This is a genomic window from Serratia sp. AKBS12 (genome assembly GCF_024793895.1).
Lineage (GTDB): Bacteria > Pseudomonadota > Gammaproteobacteria > Enterobacterales > Enterobacteriaceae > Serratia_F.
This window is the reverse complement of record NZ_JANUSB010000010.1, coordinates 105,938-126,595: the sequence shown is the minus strand read 5'-3', so window position 1 is coordinate 126,595 and position 20,658 is coordinate 105,938. Positions and strand designations below refer to the sequence as shown.

At 57.6% G+C, this 20,658-nt stretch carries 18 protein-coding genes; 12 read left to right on the top strand and 6 right to left on the bottom strand.

What is annotated here, in order from left to right; translation table 11 throughout:
- Positions 1 to 25: 25 nt before the first annotated feature.
- The gene (gene pdhR, locus NYE85_RS08300; protein WP_004958808.1) at positions 26 to 790 is read right to left on the bottom strand and encodes a pyruvate dehydrogenase complex transcriptional repressor PdhR; all 765 of its coding nucleotides are present in this window, start codon (positions 788 to 790) and stop codon (positions 26 to 28) included.
- Between the two features lie 630 nt (positions 791 to 1,420).
- Between pdhR and NYE85_RS08295 the strand changes: the two genes are divergently transcribed.
- The 3 genes from NYE85_RS08295 (at position 1,421) to NYE85_RS08285 (ending at position 5,352) form a co-directional block, all read left to right on the top strand.
- Positions 1,421 to 2,797, top strand: coding sequence for an amino acid permease (locus tag NYE85_RS08295; RefSeq protein WP_259004271.1), 1,377 nt, complete (start codon positions 1,421 to 1,423; stop codon positions 2,795 to 2,797).
- A gap of 193 nt (positions 2,798 to 2,990) precedes the next feature.
- Positions 2,991 to 4,391, top strand: a complete 1,401-nt coding sequence (locus NYE85_RS08290; protein ID WP_259004270.1) for a glycoside-pentoside-hexuronide (GPH):cation symporter — start codon at positions 2,991 to 2,993, stop codon at positions 4,389 to 4,391.
- Between the two features lie 10 nt (positions 4,392 to 4,401).
- Positions 4,402 to 5,352 carry a family 43 glycosylhydrolase gene (locus NYE85_RS08285; RefSeq protein WP_259004269.1) on the top strand — a complete coding sequence of 317 codons (951 nt, stop codon included), beginning with the start codon at positions 4,402 to 4,404 and terminating at the stop codon, positions 5,350 to 5,352.
- 34 nt (positions 5,353 to 5,386) lie between these two features.
- On the opposite strand, the gene NYE85_RS08280 is transcribed toward NYE85_RS08285, so the two are convergent.
- The 3 genes from NYE85_RS08280 to NYE85_RS08270 are packed head-to-tail and all read right to left on the bottom strand — an operon-like array spanning position 5,387 to position 9,962.
- On the bottom strand, positions 5,387 to 6,628 hold the full coding sequence (locus NYE85_RS08280; RefSeq protein ID WP_259004268.1) for a cytochrome c: 1,242 nt from the start codon (positions 6,626 to 6,628) through the stop codon (positions 5,387 to 5,389).
- Entirely contained in the window at positions 6,625 to 7,176 is a 552-nt protein-coding gene (locus tag NYE85_RS08275) for a (2Fe-2S)-binding protein (RefSeq protein ID WP_259004267.1), read from the bottom strand. The genes NYE85_RS08280 and NYE85_RS08275 overlap by 4 nt, the downstream gene beginning before the upstream one ends.
- Positions 7,173 to 9,962 carry a xanthine dehydrogenase family protein molybdopterin-binding subunit gene (locus NYE85_RS08270; RefSeq protein ID WP_259004266.1) on the bottom strand — a complete coding sequence of 930 codons (2,790 nt, stop codon included), beginning with the start codon at positions 9,960 to 9,962 and terminating at the stop codon, positions 7,173 to 7,175. Before NYE85_RS08270 ends, NYE85_RS08275 begins: the two co-directional genes overlap by 4 nt.
- A gap of 201 nt (positions 9,963 to 10,163) precedes the next feature.
- Between NYE85_RS08270 and NYE85_RS08265 the strand changes: the two genes are divergently transcribed.
- The 3 genes from NYE85_RS08265 to NYE85_RS08255 all read left to right on the top strand — a co-directional run bounded on the left by NYE85_RS08265 (position 10,164) and on the right by NYE85_RS08255 (position 13,367).
- The gene (locus NYE85_RS08265) at positions 10,164 to 10,733 is read left to right on the top strand and encodes an NTP transferase domain-containing protein (protein WP_259004265.1); all 570 of its coding nucleotides are present in this window, start codon (positions 10,164 to 10,166) and stop codon (positions 10,731 to 10,733) included.
- Positions 10,734 to 10,740: 7 nt separating this feature from the next.
- A complete protein-coding gene (locus NYE85_RS08260) occupies positions 10,741 to 11,709 on the top strand; it encodes an XdhC family protein (RefSeq protein ID WP_259004264.1) in 969 nt (322 codons plus the stop codon).
- 263 nt (positions 11,710 to 11,972) lie between these two features.
- Complete coding sequence (locus NYE85_RS08255) at positions 11,973 to 13,367, top strand: sugar porter family MFS transporter (RefSeq protein ID WP_259004263.1); 1,395 nt, start codon at positions 11,973 to 11,975, stop codon at positions 13,365 to 13,367.
- A 60-nt stretch (positions 13,368 to 13,427) separates the two neighbouring features.
- Here NYE85_RS08255 and fumA read toward each other — a convergent pair whose 3' ends face one another.
- The gene (gene fumA / locus NYE85_RS08250; RefSeq protein ID WP_259004262.1) at positions 13,428 to 15,074 is read right to left on the bottom strand and encodes a class I fumarate hydratase FumA; all 1,647 of its coding nucleotides are present in this window, start codon (positions 15,072 to 15,074) and stop codon (positions 13,428 to 13,430) included.
- 326 nt (positions 15,075 to 15,400) lie between these two features.
- Between fumA and NYE85_RS08245 the strand changes: the two genes are divergently transcribed.
- The 6 genes from NYE85_RS08245 (at position 15,401) to ruvX (ending at position 19,587) form a co-directional block, all read left to right on the top strand.
- A complete protein-coding gene (locus tag NYE85_RS08245; RefSeq protein WP_259004261.1) occupies positions 15,401 to 15,928 on the top strand; it encodes a SprT family zinc-dependent metalloprotease in 528 nt (175 codons plus the stop codon).
- A gap of 86 nt (positions 15,929 to 16,014) precedes the next feature.
- Positions 16,015 to 16,710 carry a deoxyribonuclease I gene (gene endA / locus NYE85_RS08240; protein ID WP_259004260.1) on the top strand — a complete coding sequence of 232 codons (696 nt, stop codon included), beginning with the start codon at positions 16,015 to 16,017 and terminating at the stop codon, positions 16,708 to 16,710.
- A gap of 86 nt (positions 16,711 to 16,796) precedes the next feature.
- Positions 16,797 to 17,528, top strand: coding sequence for a 16S rRNA (uracil(1498)-N(3))-methyltransferase (gene rsmE, locus NYE85_RS08235; RefSeq protein ID WP_259004259.1), 732 nt, complete (start codon positions 16,797 to 16,799; stop codon positions 17,526 to 17,528).
- 14 nt (positions 17,529 to 17,542) lie between these two features.
- Entirely contained in the window at positions 17,543 to 18,493 is a 951-nt protein-coding gene (gshB, locus tag NYE85_RS08230) for a glutathione synthase (protein ID WP_259004258.1), read from the top strand.
- A 108-nt stretch (positions 18,494 to 18,601) separates the two neighbouring features.
- Positions 18,602 to 19,165, top strand: coding sequence for a YqgE/AlgH family protein (locus tag NYE85_RS08225; RefSeq protein WP_259004257.1), 564 nt, complete (start codon positions 18,602 to 18,604; stop codon positions 19,163 to 19,165).
- Complete coding sequence (ruvX, locus tag NYE85_RS08220; protein ID WP_259004256.1) at positions 19,165 to 19,587, top strand: Holliday junction resolvase RuvX; 423 nt, start codon at positions 19,165 to 19,167, stop codon at positions 19,585 to 19,587. Before NYE85_RS08225 ends, ruvX begins: the two co-directional genes overlap by 1 nt.
- A gap of 69 nt (positions 19,588 to 19,656) precedes the next feature.
- Here ruvX and NYE85_RS08215 read toward each other — a convergent pair whose 3' ends face one another.
- Complete coding sequence (locus tag NYE85_RS08215; protein WP_259004255.1) at positions 19,657 to 20,652, bottom strand: type IV pilus twitching motility protein PilT; 996 nt, start codon at positions 20,650 to 20,652, stop codon at positions 19,657 to 19,659.
- Positions 20,653 to 20,658 lie beyond the last annotated feature (6 nt).

The following is a 20,658-nucleotide window of genomic DNA, read 5'->3' as shown; positions in this document are numbered from 1 at the left end:
GTGTTTCCCCTGTAGATAACCGCTCTTAATCCTTGCGTTGCTGGAGCCGCCGTAACGATCTCTCGCGCCGGGTATGCTCCCGGCTGAGATCCAGCAAAATTTCCTCGATAAACGCCAAGTGGCGGTGCGAGGCTTCGCGGGCCTTTTCCGGCTCACGTGCCACTATCGCCTCAAAAATCCCGGCGCGGTGGCTGCTCACTTTTGCCAACATCTCACGGCGCGAGTAGAGCAATTCAAAGTTCTGTCGGACGTTCTGTTCCAGCATTGGCCCCATGCAGCGTAGCAAATGCAGCAACACCACGTTGTGGGCAGCTTCGGTAACGGCGATCTGATATTGCATGACCGCGTCTGCTTCGGCGTCGAGATCGCCGCTGTCCTGGGCCTGTTGAATCACGATATGGCAATCGCGGATGCGCGCCAGATCTTCTTCCGTGCCACGCAGTGCCGCATAGTACGCAGCGATGCCCTCAAGAGCATGACGGGTTTCGAGCAGGTCGAATTGTGATTCAGGGTGATCGGCCAACAGTTCAGCCAACGGATCGCTGAAGCTCTGCCAGAGATTTGTTTGTACGAAAGTACCGCCGCCCTGACGACGCAGCAGCAGCCCTTTCGCTTCCAGGCGCTGGATCGCCTCTCTCAGAGAAGGACGGGAAACATCAAATTGTTTCGCCAGTTCACGCTCCGGAGGCAGTTTTTCGCCTGGGCGCAGCGTACCCTCGAGAATCAGGTATTCGAGCTGTTGCTCGATAACGTCTGACAGCTTGGGCTGGCGGATTTTGCTGTAGGCCATGAGTGATTTCTTCTCTGCGAATGGCGCGGAGTCAATTGGTAATACCAATTTCAAAAACGTGACGGTAAAGTAACAAAGTATTCACCTCCTGTCCATATGGGCTCGGGCCGAATTGCCAATACCCGCACATTTTAACACCCCAGCCGATACCCTGCTGCAAGCCGCTAACCCCGCGGTGGTAATACCATTTACGGTCTAAGCGTGTGATTTAACTTTTGCGAAACGTTTGGTTAGGCAGACTGCATCGTGAATATCGGGCTTTTATTGCACGGCGATGAAACTTTAATGATCCCCGGCCAATGTTCTGTTCTGTGATCTAGATCACGCGAATGGCAGAGAGAGCAATTGGTCAAACCCGAGCTGTTTTTGCGAGTAATGTGACTTGATGCTTATTTCATGCACATAACCCCCCTTACGGTCACACAATCCGCATTTTGTTTCCTAAACTGCTGAAATCTTGGTCACTCACAACACAAAGCAGGTGCAAACTTTCGCGCATATCATTATTCTTTTTCAAACGGTAGCGGTGCCGTCGAATTAATAGATGCAACACCGTAAACAAAACAATACAGACATCGTAATCACTGCCTTACAGCACGTGAGCATTCTGCAACAACAGAGGGTAAATGGATGGATGGTCAACAACAGGGTGACCAGCTGAAACGCGGTCTGAAAAACCGCCATATTCAGCTTATTGCCTTAGGTGGCGCTATCGGTACCGGGTTGTTTCTCGGTATCGCACAAACAATAAAAATGGCCGGCCCGTCGGTGATTTTGGGCTACGCCATCGGCGGATTCATCGCTTTCCTGATTATGCGCCAACTGGGTGAAATGGTGGTGGAAGAGCCGGTTGCCGGCTCATTCAGTCATTTTGCCTATAAATACTGGGGTAACTTCGCCGGTTTCGCCTCCGGCTGGAACTATTGGGTGCTGTATGTGCTGGTAGCGATGGCTGAACTGACCGCGGTCGGTATTTACGTACAGTACTGGTGGCCGGAAATTCCGACCTGGGTTTCGGCGGCGGTGTTCTTCCTGGCGATTAACGCCATTAACCTGGCCAACGTCAAGGTGTATGGCGAAATGGAATTCTGGTTCGCCATTATCAAGGTGGTGGCGATTATCGGCATGATCGTGTTCGGCGCCTACCTACTGTTCAGCGGCATGGGCGGCCCGGAAGCCACGGTGACCAACCTGTGGGCGCAGGGCGGCTTCTTCCCGAACGGCGTGATGGGACTGGTAATGGCCATGGCGGTTATCATGTTTTCCTTCGGCGGTCTGGAGCTGGTAGGCATCACCGCGGCGGAAGCCGACAACCCGCAGGCCAGCATTCCAAAAGCCACCAATCAGGTCATCTACCGTATCCTGATCTTTTATATCGGCTCGTTGACCATTCTGCTTTCTCTCTACCCGTGGGGCAAAGTGGTCGAAGGCGGCAGCCCGTTCGTGCTGATCTTCCACGCGCTGAACAGCAATCTGGTCGCCACGGTGCTAAATATCGTGGTGCTGACCGCCGCGCTGTCGGTCTACAACAGCTGCGTATACTGCAATAGCCGCATGCTGTACGGCCTGGCGAAACAGGGCAATGGACCGAAAAGCCTGCTGAAGGTCGACGGCCGCGGCGTACCGGTGATCGCCATCGGCGTCTCTGCCTTGGCCACGGCGTTCTGCGTATTGATCAACTACCTGATCCCGGGGCGCGCCTTCGAACTGCTGATGGCGCTGGTGGTCTCCGCTCTGGTGATCAACTGGGCGATGATCAGCCTGGCGCACCTGAAATTCCGCGCGGCCAAAAATCGCGACGGCGTAGAGCCTAAGTTCAAGGCCTTCTGGTATCCGTTCAGCAACTATCTGTGCCTGCTGTTTATGGCCGGTATTCTGGTGATTATGTACCTGACGCCGGGCATTCGCATTTCGGTGCTGCTGATCCCGGTATGGGTGGCAATACTGGCAATTGGCTATGCGATAAAACAGCGCAGCCAGCGTACGGTAGGCAGCATAACCCGCTGATCTGAAAAGACTGATATAGCCCGCGCTAGGTCGCGGGCTTTTTTTACCCGGCAATTTTGCCAACTGGCTCACATTTCTATCGCAGCGGCACGTTTGTCCATCTCTATAACCATGATTTCCTGATGACTCGCCGTTAGGCAAGGCAATAATCGTTGCCATTCAGTCAGATCCTGCCATCGCGGAGAGAATGTCCATGAACAGCACTGCCCTTTCGGTAAGAGAAAAGATCGGCTATGGCATGGGAGATGCCGGCTGTAACATGATTGGCGGTGCCATCATGTTATTCCTCAATTACTTCTACACTGACATTTTTGGCCTGACGCCGGCACTGGTCGGTATCTTGCTGCTGTCGGTGCGGGTGCTCGACGCGGTAACCGACCCGATCATGGGAGCCATTGCCGACCGTACCCAAAGCCGCTGGGGGCGTTTTCGCCCGTGGCTACTGTGGATTTCACTCCCCTACGTGCTGTTCAGCGTGCTGATGTTCACCACGCCGGAATGGAGCTATAACAGTAAGGTGGTATACGCCTTTGCCACCTATTTTCTGATGTCGCTGACCTACACTGCCATCAATATTCCCTATTGTTCGCTGGGCGGCGTGATTACCGCCGATCCGCACGAGCGCGTCTCCTGCCAGTCATATCGCTTTATCATGGTCGGCATCGCCACGCTGATCCTGTCCTTGACGCTATTGCCAATGGCCGAATGGTTTGGCGGCGACAACAAGGCGCGCGGCTATCAAATGGCGATGGGCGTGCTGGCGCTGGTAGCGCTGTTCATGTTCCTGTTCTGCTTCGCTACGGTGAAAGAACGCATTCGCCCGGCGGTCCCCACCCATGACGCATTGAAAGCCGATCTGAAAGACGTGTGGAAAAACGATCAATGGGTGCGCATCCTGCTGCTGACCTTCTGTAACGTCTGCCCCGGCTTTATTCGCATGGCGGCCACCATGTATTACGTCACCTACGTCATGCAACAATCGGCCTCGTTCGCCAGCCTGTTCATTAGCCTGGGCGTGGTCGGCATGATGCTGGGCAGCGCTTTGGCCAAGCCGCTCACCGACCGATTCTGCAAGCTGAAAGTGTTCTTCTGGACCAATATCGCGCTGGCGGCATTTTCATGCGGTTTCTATTTCTTTAATCCACAGCTGACGTGGTTTATCGTCGCGGCTTACTTCCTGCTCAATATCCTGCACCAGATCCCGTCGCCGCTGCACTGGTCGCTGATGGCGGACGTCGACGACTACGGTGAATGGAAGACCGGCAAACGTATTACCGGCATCAGCTTCTCCGGCAACCTGTTCTTCCTGAAGGTGGGTCTGGCGGTAGCGGGTGCCATGGTCGGCTTCCTGATGTCGTTTTCCGGCTACCAGGCCGATGCAGCCAGCCAAAGTGCCAGCGCGCTTAATAGCATCGTATTGCTGTTCACCGTGATCCCCGGCATCGGTTATCTGATCACCGCCGGCGTAGTGCGACTGCTGAAGGTCGATCGTGAACTGATGAAGCAGATCCAGACCGATCTGGAAAAGCGCCGCACCAACTATCAGGAGCTGGCCGACTACCGTGAACAACAGCTCGAAGCCAAACATCCGTAAGGAACCAGAGATGAAACAGTACCCCAATCCCCTGATTGAACAGCGTGCCGACCCGCATATTATTCGCCATAGCGACGGCTACTATTACTTTATCGCCTCGGTGCCGGAATACGATCGCCTGGAACTGCGCCGCGCCGCCAGCCTGCGCGAACTGGCGCAGGCAACGCCAACGGTGGTGTGGCGCAAGCCTGCCAGCGGGCCAATGAGCGCGCTGATCTGGGCGCCCGAACTGCATGTTATCGACGGCAAGTGGTATATCTACTTTGCTGCTGCGCACAGTCCGGAGATTGCCGATGGCCTGTTCCAGCACCGCATGTTCGCGTTGGAGTGCCGCGACGCGGATCCACTGAGCGGAGAATGGCAGGAAAAAGGCCGTATTTACAGCCACATCGACAGCTTCTCGCTGGATGCCACCCACTTTACCCATCGCGGTAAACACTACTATTTATGGGCGCAGAAAGATCCGGCCATACGCGGTAATTCCAACCTCTACCTGGCCGAAATGGCCAACCCGTGGACGCTGAAAGGCGAACCGGTAATGCTCAGCAAGCCAGAGCTGCCATGGGAAACCGTCGGCTTTTGGGTTAACGAAGGTCCGGCGGCAATCGTGCATGGTCAACGACTGTTTATCAGCTACTCCGCCAGCGCTACCGACGAAAATTACTGTATCGGCCTGTTATGGGCTGATATCGACAGCGACATCACCGATCCGGCGCAGTGGCACAAATCCTCACAGCCGGTGTTTCGCACCAGCTATGAGCACCGTCAGTTCGGCCCAGGCCACAACAGCTTTACCGTCGATGAGGACGGCAATGATGTGCTGGTGTACCACGCGCGCAATTACACCGAAATCGACGGCGATCCGCTGTATGACCCGAACCGGCATACGCGGATCAAACCGTTAACCTGGGATGAACAGGGCATGCCGGTGTTTGGCGTACCACCGGCAGATAATCACTAGCGTGCTACGGGGCGCCGTTGCTGCGCCCCGCCCCTCAGTGTGCGTCTCGCAATGCCTTCACCTGTTCGGCGGTGATATCCGCCGGCAACCCGCCCCAGGTCACGCGCAGATAATTCACCAGATCCGCCACTTGCGCATCGTCCAGTCGCTCGCCAAAGCCCGGCATGCTCTGCATACTTTCACCGTTGGGGAACTGCTGCGCCGGCAAACCATCCAGTACCGAGACAATCAGGTTTTTGCCATCCGCCTGGCGCAGCGTAGCATTACCGCGCATTGCCACCGCGACGTGCGGCTTGCCCTGTCCCTCGCGGGCGTGGCAGCCGGCGCATTGATCCAGATAGGTGAGCCGGCCGGCATCATTACCCTGACCAATTTTGGCGTCCACCGCCGGCGGCGGCTGGTCACCCATCAGATAGGTCGCCAGCGCCCGCTGGTCTTCCGCCGTCAAATGCTGCGTACTGAGATCCACCACCATGTGCATTTCGCTGAAGGCGGAGCCCTGCGGCGCCAAACCGCTGGCGAGGAAGCGGCTGAGATCCGCCGGCGTCCAGCCACGCTGCGCCAGCCCGCCCGCCGTGATATCCGGCGCGATGAAGCGCCCCAGGGAGCCGCCCTGCATGACTTTGTCCAGCTTCATCTGGCCCAGTGCACCGCGTGGCGTATGGCATTCGCCGCAGTGGCCGAGCACGTCGGCCAGATAACGGCCACGCTGCCACTGCGCCGATTGCCCCTGCGAGCTGGCCGGCAACGGATCGCTATTGCGGAACAGCAGATTCCAGCCAATCAGGGCCATGCGCTGGTTGAACGGGAACGGCATGTCGTTTTTCGGCGTAGCCACATCCACCGCCGGGCGCGTCATCAGATAGGCATAAATGTCATCCGAATCCTGACGCGTCATACCCTTATACGAGGTGTACGGCATCGCCGGGTACAGATGACGGCCGCCCGGCGCCACACCCTGGGTCAACGCCAGGAAGAAGTCGTCTTTGGTCCAGCGGCCAATGCCATGCTCGACCGACGGCGTCAGGTTGCTGCCATAGATGGTGCCGAACGGCGTTGCCAGCGGATAGCCGCCAGCCAGCGGTGCGCCGCCGTCTGCGGTATGGCATGCCGCACAGTCTGCCGCCCGCGTCAGGTAGCGGCCACGTTCAATCTGTTGCGCATCGGCCGTTACATTTTGCGCTACTCCGTCGTAGCGGCGGTTTTCCCGCCACCACAGCACCGCCACCACGATAATCGCCAGCAACACGATCAGCAAAGCGAGACGTTTTTTCATTTTGCCGTCTCCTTCAGCAGCCCGGGCGTGTTCAATACCACCTCGCGCACCGCCTGGTAATAGCGAACATAACCGGTGCAGCGACAGATATGGCTATCAAGCGCCTGTTCAATCGCCCCTTCCAGCGCCTCACGAGCGATAGGCTCTCGCTGCAGCTTTTCCACAAAAAGGGTCGCTGCGTTGACAAAGCCTGGCGTGCAGTAGCCGCACTGGAAGCTGTAATGGTCAAGAAATGCCTGCTGAATCGGGGAAAGCGTCACTTCGCCCTGTTCGTCCACTTTCGCGTGACCCTCAACGGTACGGACTTTTTTGCCGTTGAAGAAATGCGCGCCGGTGATGCAGGTACGTACTTCCTCACTGGTGCCGCTCGGGTGATCGACGATCGCCACGCAGGCATGACAGATACCCTGGCCGCAACCAAGGCGCGAGCCGGTCAGATCGAGATATTCGTGCAGAAAATCGATCATCATCAGCCCTTCCGGCACCTCCAGCGGGCCGTACTGCTTGTCATTGATGGTCAGGGTGATTGGCTGGGTTTTGATGCTCATTGTAATACCTCACGAATATTTTCGGCACGGACGGGCAAATCGCGGAAACGGTGGCCGGTGGCGTCGGCAATGGCGTTGACCAGCGCGGCCACCACCGGGATCATTACCACTTCCGCCATGCCTTTCGGCGGATCGGTTTCCGACAGCGCGGGCAGGATGTCACCGGTCTGTTTCCAGACCGCAACATCGCTGGCGCGCGGCAGGTGGTAACGGTTGAAGTTCCAGCTGCCGTTACCCGGCCCGTCTTCGTACAGCGGTAAATACTCGTGCAGCGCATGGCCAATGCCCATCGCCAGGCCGCCCTGTAACTGGCCGGACACCAGTTCCGGCACGATCAGGTTGCCGCACTCCATGATCGAATGATGATTCAGCAGCTCCACCTTGCCGGTGGCGATATCCACCGCCACCTCTACCAGCGTGCCGACCGCGCTGTAGTAGGTCACGGCGGCGTTATTGCGCTGGGTTGGCGGGTAATAAACCTGCTCGCGCGCCAGCGTGCGGTAATCGCCGCCGGCGTTGCGCAAGGCCAGCCCGTCAATCGGTAACCGTTCGCGCTGATTACCCAGGCTGAACTCGGCCTCGGCCCACTGCCAGCGGTTGAACACATGCACCACCGCACCGGTGACGCCCCCCATCTGAAAAGCTTTTTTCGCCAACGTCTCCAGCGGCAGCACCTGCATGCCGGCTGCGGTCAAACCGCCTTCCACCCAGCGGGCGTCTTCTTTACGCACCACCAGCGGCGCCGCCTGGCCGCCACCAATGCCGGACTGCCAAATGGCCAGTGCCGCCGGCCACAGTCCATGTTCAAACACCAGCCGCGCCGCTTCGCGCGTGCTGTGGGAAAAGTAATACGCCGAGTTGCTGGCGCTGGACGGCGAGCAATAACTTGGCGTCCACTGCGGATTGGCCTGCAACGCGTCCTGTTCCTGCTGCGACATCAGGTAGGGATCGCCACTGGTCACCATCGGCAATAGCGACCAGTCGGTCACCGAAAAATGCGCTTCATCGGCCGGTTTTCCCAGCCATTGAGCGCAGAGCACCGACTGGGAGGTAGACATGCCGGTGCCCATTTCAGCGCCACTATGGTGCAGCGTAATGCGTCCGTCTTCGCTCAGTTCGACCCGGGCGAAAGAGGTTTCCGCACCGGTGCCGAAATCCTTCTGCACGCAGCCAAAGCCAACGCCGTAGCGCTTGCCGGGATGCTGCGCGTCAAATTCTGCTTTGCGTTCGCTGCGCTTGAGCCAGATGGGGTGACGTGCGGCCTTTTCCAGCACTTCATCCGCGCGGATCGCCCCAGCCGGGATCGCCCCCTGGGTATTCTTCATGCCGGACTTCAACACGTTGCGCAGACGGAACTCTATCGGATCGATCTGCAGTTCGGCTGCCAGCTCGTCCACCATCATTTCAGTCGCCGCCATGCTTTGCAGCGTGCCGTAGCCGCGTGCCGAACCGGCATCGATGGCGCGTGACGCCAAGCCGACCGAGGACAGATCGCTTTTAGGGAAGTAATAGATCGACTGCGCAGCGGTTGCCCCCACCATCACCACCGACGGCGTGAAGTTGCTGCGACCACCGCCATCAGCGGTCATTTCACCGTGGAAGGATTGCAGCACGCCGGTTTGCCGGTTCACCGCAATGGTGTAGTGCATATCAAACGCGTGGCGCTTCAGTGAGGTCTGGAATTGTTCAAAACGATCGTTAGCCAGCCGTACCGGATGACCGTCGCCGTACATAGCCGCCACCGCGCCGTAATACGGGAAGTTATAGTGATCTTTCGAACCATACCCCACGGTGTAACATGGGTGCAAAATCAGCTGCTTCACCGGCGGATTGTGCTGCGCCAACATACGCGGCATTTCATCGGCCACTTCCTGCGGCGACTGGGTCGGCACCACCAGATGTAGCGTTTGCGTTGCGCTATCGTACCAACCATTGGCATTGTCCGGTTCCAGCGCGGCGGTATCAATCGACTGCGTGGTGTAGCGGCGCGACATCACAAGCCAATCCTGCGGCGGCGAGCGCAGCTCGTCGGCGATCAGCCCGGCGTAATGCATACCCTCCTGATCCAGCTTGCCGCCGTCGCGCCCTTCCGGCCAGACCGGCAGGTGTTTCCTCATACCGATCGGGAAGATCGGCGTATCCTTCAAACTGGAGAAGCGATCGTCGTCGAACGGCTGCGCACCACCGATCCGTACGTAGCGGAACGAGCCCCACGGATCGCGCGCCAACGGGCCGGTTTGCGCACCGTAACGGATAACCTCGTCACGGAACTTCAGCGCGTCTTTGGCAAAGCGGAAGCGGGCAAAATCGTGATAGATCAGAATAGCGACCGCCTGGCCGAGATAGGCCGGCGTTTTACCACGCGGCAGTAACATGTCGTCACCGTAAAACGCCGGCAACGCCAGTCCGTCGCGAGCCAGATCCTCTGCGGTCACCAGGCGATCCGGCTGCAAATCCTGCCCCAGCAGCGACAGATCGATGCCGTCGAACAGCCGGTCAGCCTTGGTGACGCGCAGCACAAACGCATGCGCCTGCTGTTGTGGCCAGTGCGGCATATCCACTGCGCGAATGTCGCGCGCGAACACTTTGTGGCCCATCACTTTTGCGCGGCCGTCAATACGGAAACGGATACGTTTTTCGTGGGCATCCCATGCGGGAGACTGAAGGATTTTTTGTTCAAACAGTGCGGCGTAAGCGCGGCTGTAAAGCGGCGCGAGGTAAACGGCTACCCCCGCGATCACCGCGCTTTTGATAAAGCGACGCCGTGACGGGTTAAAATTGCTCATAAATATCCCTTGGTTCTTTATAGTATTTTTTCTTAACGATGCTGTTGCGCAAACGCTACTGGCTTTGCCATAGACGTTATAAGCATATGCTTAGCACTAAAATTATGTGATGATTAACATCTTGTTTTCAACAAAAATACATATACAAAACACATACGGTTTGCGTGGCAAATATAATTTGCGCAAATAGAGTAGGCGAAAATGACAATAGGAATTGTGATCGCCGCCGCCGGGCGCAGCATGCGGTTTACTCAGGCTGGCGGCAGCGGTAATAAGCTAAACGCGTTACTTGGCAACGTAACGGTATTTGAACGAACGCTGCGCCAGGCGTTGGCTTCCGGTCTGCCGATTCAGGTGGTTACCCGGCCGGACAATCTGCCGGTGCAGCGGGTTTGCGCCGCGCATCAGATCCCCGTCACGCTGCTGGCCAGCCCCGGCCTGGGCGATACAATCGCTGCCGGCGTAGCGGCCACGCCACGCTGGAGCGGCTGGCTGATCCATCTGGCGGACATGCCCTATGTGACGCCGCAGGTCTTCATCCAGACCGCGGAAGCGCTGCGACAATACGCCATCGCACGTCCTTGCTGCGATCGCCGTCCGGGGCACCCGGTTGGTTTTTCTGCCGCGTTGCGCAAGTCCTTGTGTGCGTTGCGCGGCGACGACGGCGGGCGTAGTCTGCTGCATGGCCAGCAGGTCCATCTGTTTTCTGTTGATTCGGCGGACATCATGCAGGATATTGATTTTCCATCTCAGCTCTCCGCCAGCGAGTGAATACCCGATGCAGCACCTCGATATTACCGTCGTCAGCCAGGCGATAAGCTGGCTTAAACAGCAACCGGTATGGCTGTGTACCGTGTTGAATACCTATGGGTCATCGCCCCGCTCCCCTGGCGCTCTCATGGCCGCGACGCGCGACGGCCATTATTGCGGTTCATTATCCGGCGGCTGCGTGGAAGAGGATTTTCTACGCCGCCTCGGGGAAGGAGCCTATCAGGCCGCCAGCCAGGTGATCCGTTACGGTGAAGGTGGTTTGACGCCCAACGTCGCGCTGCCCTGCGGTGGCGTACTGGATGTGTTGATCGAACACCTGCCGGCCGGTGATGCCAGCATGCGCTATCTGGCGCAAATCGCCACGGCACTGGATGGGCATCATGCACTGGTCAAACGGCTGCGTTTGCCCAACGCCTGCAGCGCGCTGGAGGTCACCGAGTTCACCAGCGCGACGCAGGTGGTGCGACAGGGCCAGGACATTACCTTGCATATCGCCGCCGCGCCACGCTTGCTGATCGCCGGTCTGTCCAGCGTCGCGCTATTTTGCGCCGAATTTGCCCACGCGCTGGGCTTTGAAGTTCTGGTATGCGAAAACCGCCCCGATGCATTGGACAACTTCGCCAACCAGTTACCCGCCAACGTTACGCTGCTACAGCAGTTTCCGGCGCGGTTTATTGAACAGGGTGGCTGCCATGCCAATACCGCCGTGGTCGCGCTGACCCACGATCCGCGCATGGACGACCTGACGCTGATGGAGGCCATTCATACCCCGGCGTTTTACATCGGCGCCATGGGCTCACAGCACAACAGCGCTCGCCGCCGGCAACGGCTGCAACAGATCGCCGAATTCACGCCACAGGATCTCGAGCGTATCCACGCCCCCATCGGCCTGCCGCTGGGCAGTAAAACCCCGGCAGAAATCGCCTTGGCGGTGATGGCCGACATCGTGCAGCAAAAAAACCGCACCGGCGCCTGATCCTACTGACACAGGGCGATTTCCTGTGTCACTTCACGATATCAACCACACGTTTGAAAACGCTTACATCGTTCCTCTCGCTTTTTTATATCTTATAAACCTTATTAGGTGCCGATTATCAATTAATCACCAATTGGAATCATCTCAAAAAATACAATTAATGTAAGCGATTACATTAATGTGATCAGGCGCACTTTTAGCCAGCAAAAGGATCAATAACATAGCGACCAAAGCAGTTTCACAAAGTTTCATTCGGAGGCGTTATGAGTAAAACTTCCGCAGGCAAGGGCCGCACCAATGCCCAATTGACCTTTTTTGTCTGTTTTCTGGCTGCATTGGCCGGCTTGCTGTTTGGACTGGATATCGGTGTTATCGCTGGTGCATTGCCATTTATTACCCATGAATTCCAGATCACCTCTCAGCAGCAAGAATGGGTAGTCAGCTCAATGATGTTCGGCGCGGCGGTTGGTGCCGTGGGCAGCGGCTGGCTGTCCTTCCGTCTGGGTCGCAAATACAGCCTGATGATTGGCGCGGTGCTGTTCGTGGCCGGCTCCTTGTGTTCGGCCTTCGCCCCCAACGTAGAGGTGCTGCTGGTTTCGCGCGTACTGCTCGGCCTGGCGGTAGGTATTGCCTCATTCACCGCACCGCTGTACCTGTCGGAAATTGCCCCGGAACGTATTCGCGGCAGCATGATTTCGATGTACCAATTGATGATCACCATCGGCATTCTGGCGGCATACCTGTCGGATACCGCCTTCAGTTACAGCGGCTCATGGCGCTGGATGCTCGGCATCATCACCATCCCCGCCCTGCTGCTGTTGGTGGGCGTATTCTTCCTGCCGCGCAGCCCGCGCTGGCTGGCGTCGCGCGGCCGCGATGCCGAAGCGCACAAGGTGCTGGAAATGCTGCGTGATACCACTGCACAAGCCAAAGCCGAACTGGATGAAATCCGTGAAAGCCTGAAGATCAAGCAAAGCGGTTGGGCGCTGTTCAAAGATAACAAAAACTTCCGCCGCGCAGTTTACCTCGGCATTCTGCTACAGGTGATGCAACAGTTCACCGGCATGAACGTTATCATGTACTACGCGCCGAAGATTTTTGACCTGGCCGGCTTTGCCAGCACGGCACAACAAATGTGGGGAACGGTGATCGTCGGGTTGGTCAACGTGCTGGCAACCTTTATCGCCATTGGGCTGGTTGACCGCTGGGGCCGCAAACCGACGCTGAAACTGGGCTTCCTGGTGATGGCCATCGGCATGGGCGTGCTCGGCACCATGATGAGCATCGGTATGGCAACGCCGGCGGCACAGTATTTCGCCGTCCTGATGCTACTGATGTTTATCGTCGGCTTCGCCATGAGCGCCGGCCCGCTGATCTGGGTACTGTGCTCGGAAATACAGCCGCTGAAAGGCCGTGACTTCGGCATCACCTGTTCGACAGCCGTCAACTGGATCGCCAACATGATCGTCGGCGCAACCTTCCTGACCATGCTTAACAGTCTGGGCAGCGCGCATACCTTCTGGGTCTACGCTGCGCTTAACCTGATCTTTATCGTCCTGACCATCGTGCTGATCCCGGAAACCAAGAGCATTTCGCTGGAACACATCGAACGTAATCTGATGGCTGGCAAACCGCTGCGCGAGATTGGCTCTCGCTAACGCACGTCAACCGCCGATCCTGCATCTATGCCGCCCGTTGCCGGGCGGCTTTTTTATGCCTTATTTCACACAGCGCGCGCACTGCGCGCTTTGAATCTTCTGGAAGAAGTCATTGCCCTTGTCATCCACCAGAATGAACGCCGGGAAATCCTCCACCTCAATTTTCCAGATCGCTTCCATGCCCAGTTCAGGGTATTCCACGCATTCCAGACTCTTGATGCTTTGCTGCGCCAGTACCGCCGCCGGGCCGCCAATGCTGCCGAGGTAGAAGCCGCCGTGCTTGTGGCAGGCGTCGGTCACCTGCTGGCTGCGGTTACCCTTCGCCAGCATGATCATGCTACCACCATGGGACTGCAGCAGATCGACGTAGGAGTCCATCCGCCCGGCGGTGGTTGGCCCAAGGGAACCGGAGGCGTAACCATCCGGCGTTTTGGCCGGGCCAGCGTAGTAAATCGGGTGATCCTTGACGTACTGCGGCAAACCTTCACCGCGATCCAGGCGCTCTTTCAGCTTGGCGTGGGCAATGTCGCGGCCAACAATAATGGTGCCGCTCAACGACAGACGTGTTGACACCGGGTATTGCGACAACTGCTTGAGGATCTCGGCCATTGGTCGGTTCAGATCTACCTTGATGGCTTCTCCTTCGCCGGCCTGACGCAATTCCTGCGGGATGTATTTGCCCGGGTTATGCTCCAGTTTCTCCAGCCAGATGCCGTCACGGTTGATTTTGCCCTTGATGTTGCGGTCAGCGGAACAGGAAACCCCCATACCGACCGGACATGAGGCGCCGTGGCGCGGCAGACGCACCACGCGGATGTCGTGCGCAAAATATTTACCGCCGAACTGCGCTCCCAGGCCCAGATTTTGCGCTTCCTTCAGCAATTCAGCCTCTAGCGCAACGTCGCGGAACGCCTGACCGTGTTCGTTCCCTTCGGTCGGCAGCCCGTCGTAATACTTGGTTGATGCCAGCTTCACCGTTTTCAGCGTGGCTTCCGCCGAGGTACCGCCGATGACAAACGCCACGTGGTATGGCGGGCATGCTGCGGTACCCAGCGTACGCATCTTGTCGACCAGATAATCCTTCAGTTTGCCCGGTGACAGCAGCGCCTTGGTCTCCTGATACAGGTAGGTTTTATTGGCCGAACCGCCGCCTTTGGCGATGCACAGGAATTTGTATTCATCGCCGTCCACGCTGTACAAATCGATCTGCGCAGGCAGGTTGCTGCCGGTGTTGACCTCCTGATACATGTCGAGCGCAGCGTTTTGAGAATAGCGCAGGTTGTCCTCGATATAGGTGTTGTACACCCCGCGCGACAGCGCCTCTTCATCACCGCCGCCGGTCCACACCCGCTGGCCCTTTTTGCCGACGATAATCGCCGTGCCGGTATCCTGACAGGTTGGCAAAATGCCCTTGGCGGCGATTTCCGAATTGCGCAGGAATTGCAGCGCAACGTAGCGGTCGTTTTCGCTGGCTTCAGGGTCGGCGAGAATATCTGCCACCTGCTGCTGATGCGCCGGGCGCAGCATAAACGAGGCGTCGTGGAAGGCATGCTGGGCGAGGAGGGTCAGAGCTTGCGGATCGACTTTGAGGATTTCCTGCCCTTCGAATTCGGCAACGGTAACGTGGTCGCGGCTCAGCAGGTAGTATTCGGTATCGTCTTTCTTCAGCGGGAACGGATCTTGATAATGGAACGGTTTATTCGACATTTATCTCTCACTTGCAACATCAGCTGCGTTAAATTCACACTTTCAGCGCATAATTCGGGTTCGCTGCGTCAAAAAAACTCACCTTACCTTACGTATTTTCAGCGCGTCGGTTATTGCGCAAAATCGCAAAATAACCCCTTTAATGGTAAGGAATTTACGGGCCAAGTTTTTTCGACCTCATCCATTGAGAACTGCGGGTACAGACTCATCAAGCACGAATTATTATCCCGCAGTTAACACCTTGATTACAATCTGTGGTTATCGATCGGGTTATCATTATTGATGGGATATTGTCTGAAACGCTCGCCTGGCCTATGCTAGCGGCAATGAACAAAGTAAGAATCCCCATAGCGCTGCAACAGGCGGTAATGCGCTGTCTGCGAGAAAAATTGCAGCTGGCGGCCCAGCATTTTGCCGAAGAATTCCCCGAACCCAAGATCGTGTATCAGCAACGCGGCACCAGCGCGGGCACCGCCTGGCTGCAAGCCTGGGAAATCCGCCTCAACCCGGTGCTTCTGCTGGAAAATCAGCACGCCTTTATCGATGAAGTGGTGCCGCATGAACTGGCGCACCTGCTGGTATTTCGGCGTTTTGGCCGCGTCGCGCCGCACGGCAGAGAATGGCGCTGGATGATGGAAAGCGTATTGCGCGTCCCCGCCAGCCGCACCCATGGTTTTGAAACCGCATCGGTGCAGAGCAAAACCTTTCCTTATCAATGCGCTTGCCAACGGCATCAGTTAACGGTGCGCCGCCATAATCGGGTACTGCGCGGTGAAAGCGAATACCGCTGCCGCCGCTGCGGCGATAAACTAAGATTTATCGCTGGCGAAACGCATGAGCTAAATGATTTATAAGTTAAAACAAGCATATTGCGCGATTTGCTCCTGCCGATAACTTCCGTTACCCTGCCTGCTTTGCCAATTTTGAGCTGTTTTGGAATATGCTTCGCAAAATTTTATTCGCAGTCATTTTTGTCTCAGGCGCGGTACAGGCGCACGGTATCAACAACTTTTCCCAAGCCAAAGCAGCGGCAGCCAAAATCAATCAGGACGCCCCCGGCAGCTTTTACTGCGGGTGTAAAATCAATTGGCACGGTAAAAAAGGCATCCCCGATCTCGACGGCTGCGGTTACCTGCCGCGTAAAAACGCCCAGCGTGCCGGGCGCATTGAATGGGAGCACGTCGTGCCGGCCTGGCAGTTCGGCCACCAATTGCAATGCTGGCAGGATGGCGGGCGCAAAAACTGCAATCGGGATCCGGTCTACCGTCAGATAGAAATCGATCTGCATAACCTGCAACCGGCAATTGGCGAGGTCAACGGCGATCGCAACAATTTTATGTACAGCCAATGGCGCGGCGGCGAAGGGCAGTATGGCCAGTGTCCCATGAAGGTCGACTTCAGGCACAAGCAGGCCGAACCGCCGGCGCGCGCGCGCGGTGCCATTGCCCGCACCTATTTCTACATGCGCGATCGTTATCATCTACGCCTGTCACGCCAGCAGACCCAGCTGTTTGACGTCTGGAACCGTCAATATCCGGTGAGCCAGTGGGAATGCCAGCGCGAGGCACGCATCGCTAAGGTACAGGGCAACCACAACCCGTATATTCAACAGGCTTGTCAGCGACAAAAGGGCTGACCTACTATACCCTGCATATTTGAAGCTGCATCGGCGCTGGCGCTATTGTTGCCCGCCGAATCTTTTATCTATGGGTTAGAAAATCTATGCGCATACCTCGCATTCATCACCCGGAGCCGCTGCGTTCCGATATGGAAATCGCCCTGAGCGAAGACGCGGCCAACCACGTCGGTCGCGTACTGCGCATGAGTGCAGGCCAATCGCTGCAACTGTTTGACGGCAGCAACCAGGTGTTCGATGCTGAAATCACGCGGGTGGATAAAAAAAGCGTCCAGGTACGCGTCGGCGCCGGACGGCTGGAAGATCGAGAGTCGCCGCTCAACCTGCACTTGGGGCAGGTGATTTCGCGCGGCGAAAAGATGGAATTCACCATTCAGAAATCCATCGAGCTGGGCGTCAATACCATTACCCCGCTGTTTTCGGAACGTTGCGGCGTGAAGCTGGATGGCGAGCGCCTGGCCAAGAAGTTGCAACAGTGGCAAAAAATCGCGATTGCCGCCTGTGAACAGTGTGGCCGCAACCGCATCCCGGACATTCGCCCGGCGATGCCGTTGGAGACCTGGTGCACCGAGCAGGACGACAGCCTGAAGCTGAACCTGCATCCGCGCGCCAGCCACAGCATCAATACGCTGCCACTGCCGGTAAACCACGTTCGCCTGTTGATTGGACCGGAAGGCGGCCTATCCGCCGACGAAATTGCGATGACCTCAGCGCATGGATTTACTGATATCCTGCTGGGACCACGCGTTCTGCGTACAGAAACCACCGCACTCACCGCGATCACCGCATTGCAGGTGCGTTTTGGCGATCTGGGTTAAGGAGAAGAGAAAGAATGATTAAGCTCGGCATCGTGATGGACCCTATCGCATCCATCAACATCAAGAAAGACACCAGTTTCGCCATGCTGCTGGAAGCCCAGCGCCGCGGTTGGGAACTGCATTACATGGAGATGAACGATCTCTATCTGCACGCCGGCGACGGCCGTGCCCGCACGCGACTGCTGGCGGTCAAGGAAGACAAGGAGAGCTGGTACAGCTTTGGCAGCGAACAGGATCTGGCGTTGCAGGATCTGGACGTGATCCTGATGCGCAAGGATCCGCCGTTCGATACCGAATATATTTACGCCACCTATATTCTTGAGCGCGCGGAAGTCAAAGGCACGCTGGTGGTCAACAAGCCGCAGAGCCTGCGCGACTGCAATGAAAAGCTGTTCACCGCCTGGTTCCCGGAGCTGACGCCGGACACGCTGGTCAGCCGCAGCGCGGCGCATATCCGCAAGTTTCATCAGCAACATGGCGACATCATCCTCAAGCCGCTGGACGGCATGGGCGGCGCCTCGATTTTCCGTGTCAAGCAGGACGACCCCAACCTGTCGGTGATCATCGAAACGCTGACCGAACATGGCAGCCGCTTCTGCATGGCGCAGAACTTCCTGCCGGCGATCAAGGAAGGGGACAAGCGTATTCTGGTGGTGGACGGCGAACCGGTGCCCTACTGCCTGGCTCGCATCCCGGCGCAAGGGGAAACCCGTGGCAATCTGGCGGCCGGCGGCCGTGGTGAAGCACGCCCGCTGAGCGAAAGCGACTGGAAAATCGCCCGCGCGGTGGCACCGACGCTGAAAGAAAAAGGGCTGATTTTCGTTGGCCTGGATATCATTGGCGACCGTCTGACGGAAATCAACGTTACCAGCCCGACCTGCGCGCGCGAGATCGAAGCCGCCTTCCCGGTTTCCATCACCGGTATGCTGATGGACGCCATCGAAAAGCGCCTGGCTGCACGCTAACCTGACGACGATACGGGCGACGGTGTCGCCCGCTGTCGTGACTTCACCGCCTTTTAGCCGCATACTGGCGGCTGTTCAACTGCCAACGGATTGAATCCTTTTATCGCCATGAATTTACAGCACCACTTTCTTATTGCCATGCCAACCATGCAGGATCCCCGCTTCAAGCGTTCGGTGATTTATATCTGCGAGCACAACGAAGAAGGCGCCATGGGTTTGGTGATCAATAAACCCGTGGAACAGTTCACGATAGAAAGCGTGCTGAGCAAATTGCAGATTCTGCCTATCGAACGCGATCCGGCCGTCAACCTCGACAAACCGGTGTTTGCCGGTGGCCCACTGGCAGACGATCGCGGTTTTATCCTGCACACGCCCTGTTCCGGCTTTGGCTCCAGCATTCAGATTTCGCCGGAAACCATGATAACCACCTCCAAAGACGTGCTGGAAACCCTCGGTACGCCGGAGCAGCCGCAAGACGTGCTGGTCGCCCTTGGCTATGCCGGCTGGGAAAAGGGCCAGCTCGAGCAGGAAGTGCTGGAAAACGTCTGGCTGACCATCGAAGCCGACAGCGATATCCTGTTCCACACGCCGATAGCCAGCCGCTGGCGCGAGGCGGCCAACCGTCTGGGCATCGACATCCGCAGCATCGCCAATCACGCAGGACACGCCTGATGAGTAACCGCACCATCATCGCCTTTGATTTTGGCACCAAAAGTATCGGCGCGGCCATCGGCCAGGAAATTACCGGTACCGCGCGCGCGCTGGCGGCCTTCAAGGCGCAGGACGGCACGCCGGACTGGCAAAAAATTGAAAAACTGCTGAAGGAATGGCAGCCGGATCTGGTGGTGGTCGGTCTGCCGCTCAACATGGACGGTAGCGAACAACCGCTGACCGAACGCGCCCGCAAGTTTGCCAACCGCCTGCATGGGCGTTTTGGGGTACAAATCGACCTGCACGACGAGCGCTTGAGTACCGTAGAAGCCCGCTCGCACCTGTTCGATCGCGGCGGCTTTCGCGCCTTGGACAAGGGCAGCATCGACTCGGCGTCGGCGGTGGTGATACTGGAAAGCTGGTTCGAACAGCACCTGGGGTAAGTTGGTGGCAGCACGCTCGCGTTAACGTGGCGTAGCGGCAATAGCGAGTTAACGATAGCCAGCGCGGCCTCAGGATAATATTCCCTGCGCAATACGCTGCCGCAGTCCCTGTTCAAAGGTCTGCATACCGAACTGCGCGCCGGTTTGCAGCACGCTGGCCAACTGATGGATTTTCCCATCGCGGATCAGGCTGCTGACCGCCGGTGTCGCCGTCAGGATCTCAAAAATCGCCGTGCGCCCCCCGCCCGGTTTATTCACCAGTTTTTGGGCGATCACCGCTTGCAGACTGCCGGCCAACTGCGCGCGCACGTAGGGCTTTTCTTCCGCCGGGAACACATCCACCAGCCGCTCCACCGCCTGCGGCGCGTTGCGGGTGTGCAGGGTCGCCAGCACCAGATGGCCGGTTTCCGCCGCCGTCAGCGCCTGACGAATGGTCATCAGGTCACGCAGTTCCCCCAGCAGAATCACGTCGGGATCCTCACGCAGCGCGGCGCGCAGGGCCAGCTCGACGCAGTGGGTATCACGCCCCAGCTCACGCTGGTGGATCAGCGAGCGCTGGCCATGGTGAATAAACTCGATCGGATCCTCCAGCGTCAGGATGTGCCGCCGCTGATGGCGATTGATCTCGTCGATCATCGCCGCCAGCGTGGTGGATTTACCGCTGCCGGTCGCACCGGTCACCAGGATCAGACCGTCCTCGCGCCGGGTCAACGCCGGGATAACCGCCGGCACCTGCAAGGCGGCCAGCCTGGGGATATGCTCGGCAATCATGCGCAACGCCAGCGAAATGCCGCCATGATGCACAAAGACGTTGGCACGCAGCCGCCGACCGTCGCGGGTGGTCAGCGAGCCATCGAGCTGGCCAGTTTGTTGCAAGTCCTGTAGCTGCTGTGGCTCGAGTACCGTAGCGCATAGGGTCTGCACCGCAGCCGGCGTCAGGATTTCCCCCTGCTGCAACGATTGCAATTCGCCATCGATACGCAACATTGGCAGATGTCCGGTACAAAGGTGCAGATCGGAGGCATTATGCTTTACACTAAGGGCCACTAATTCATCGAAATCCATATCAAT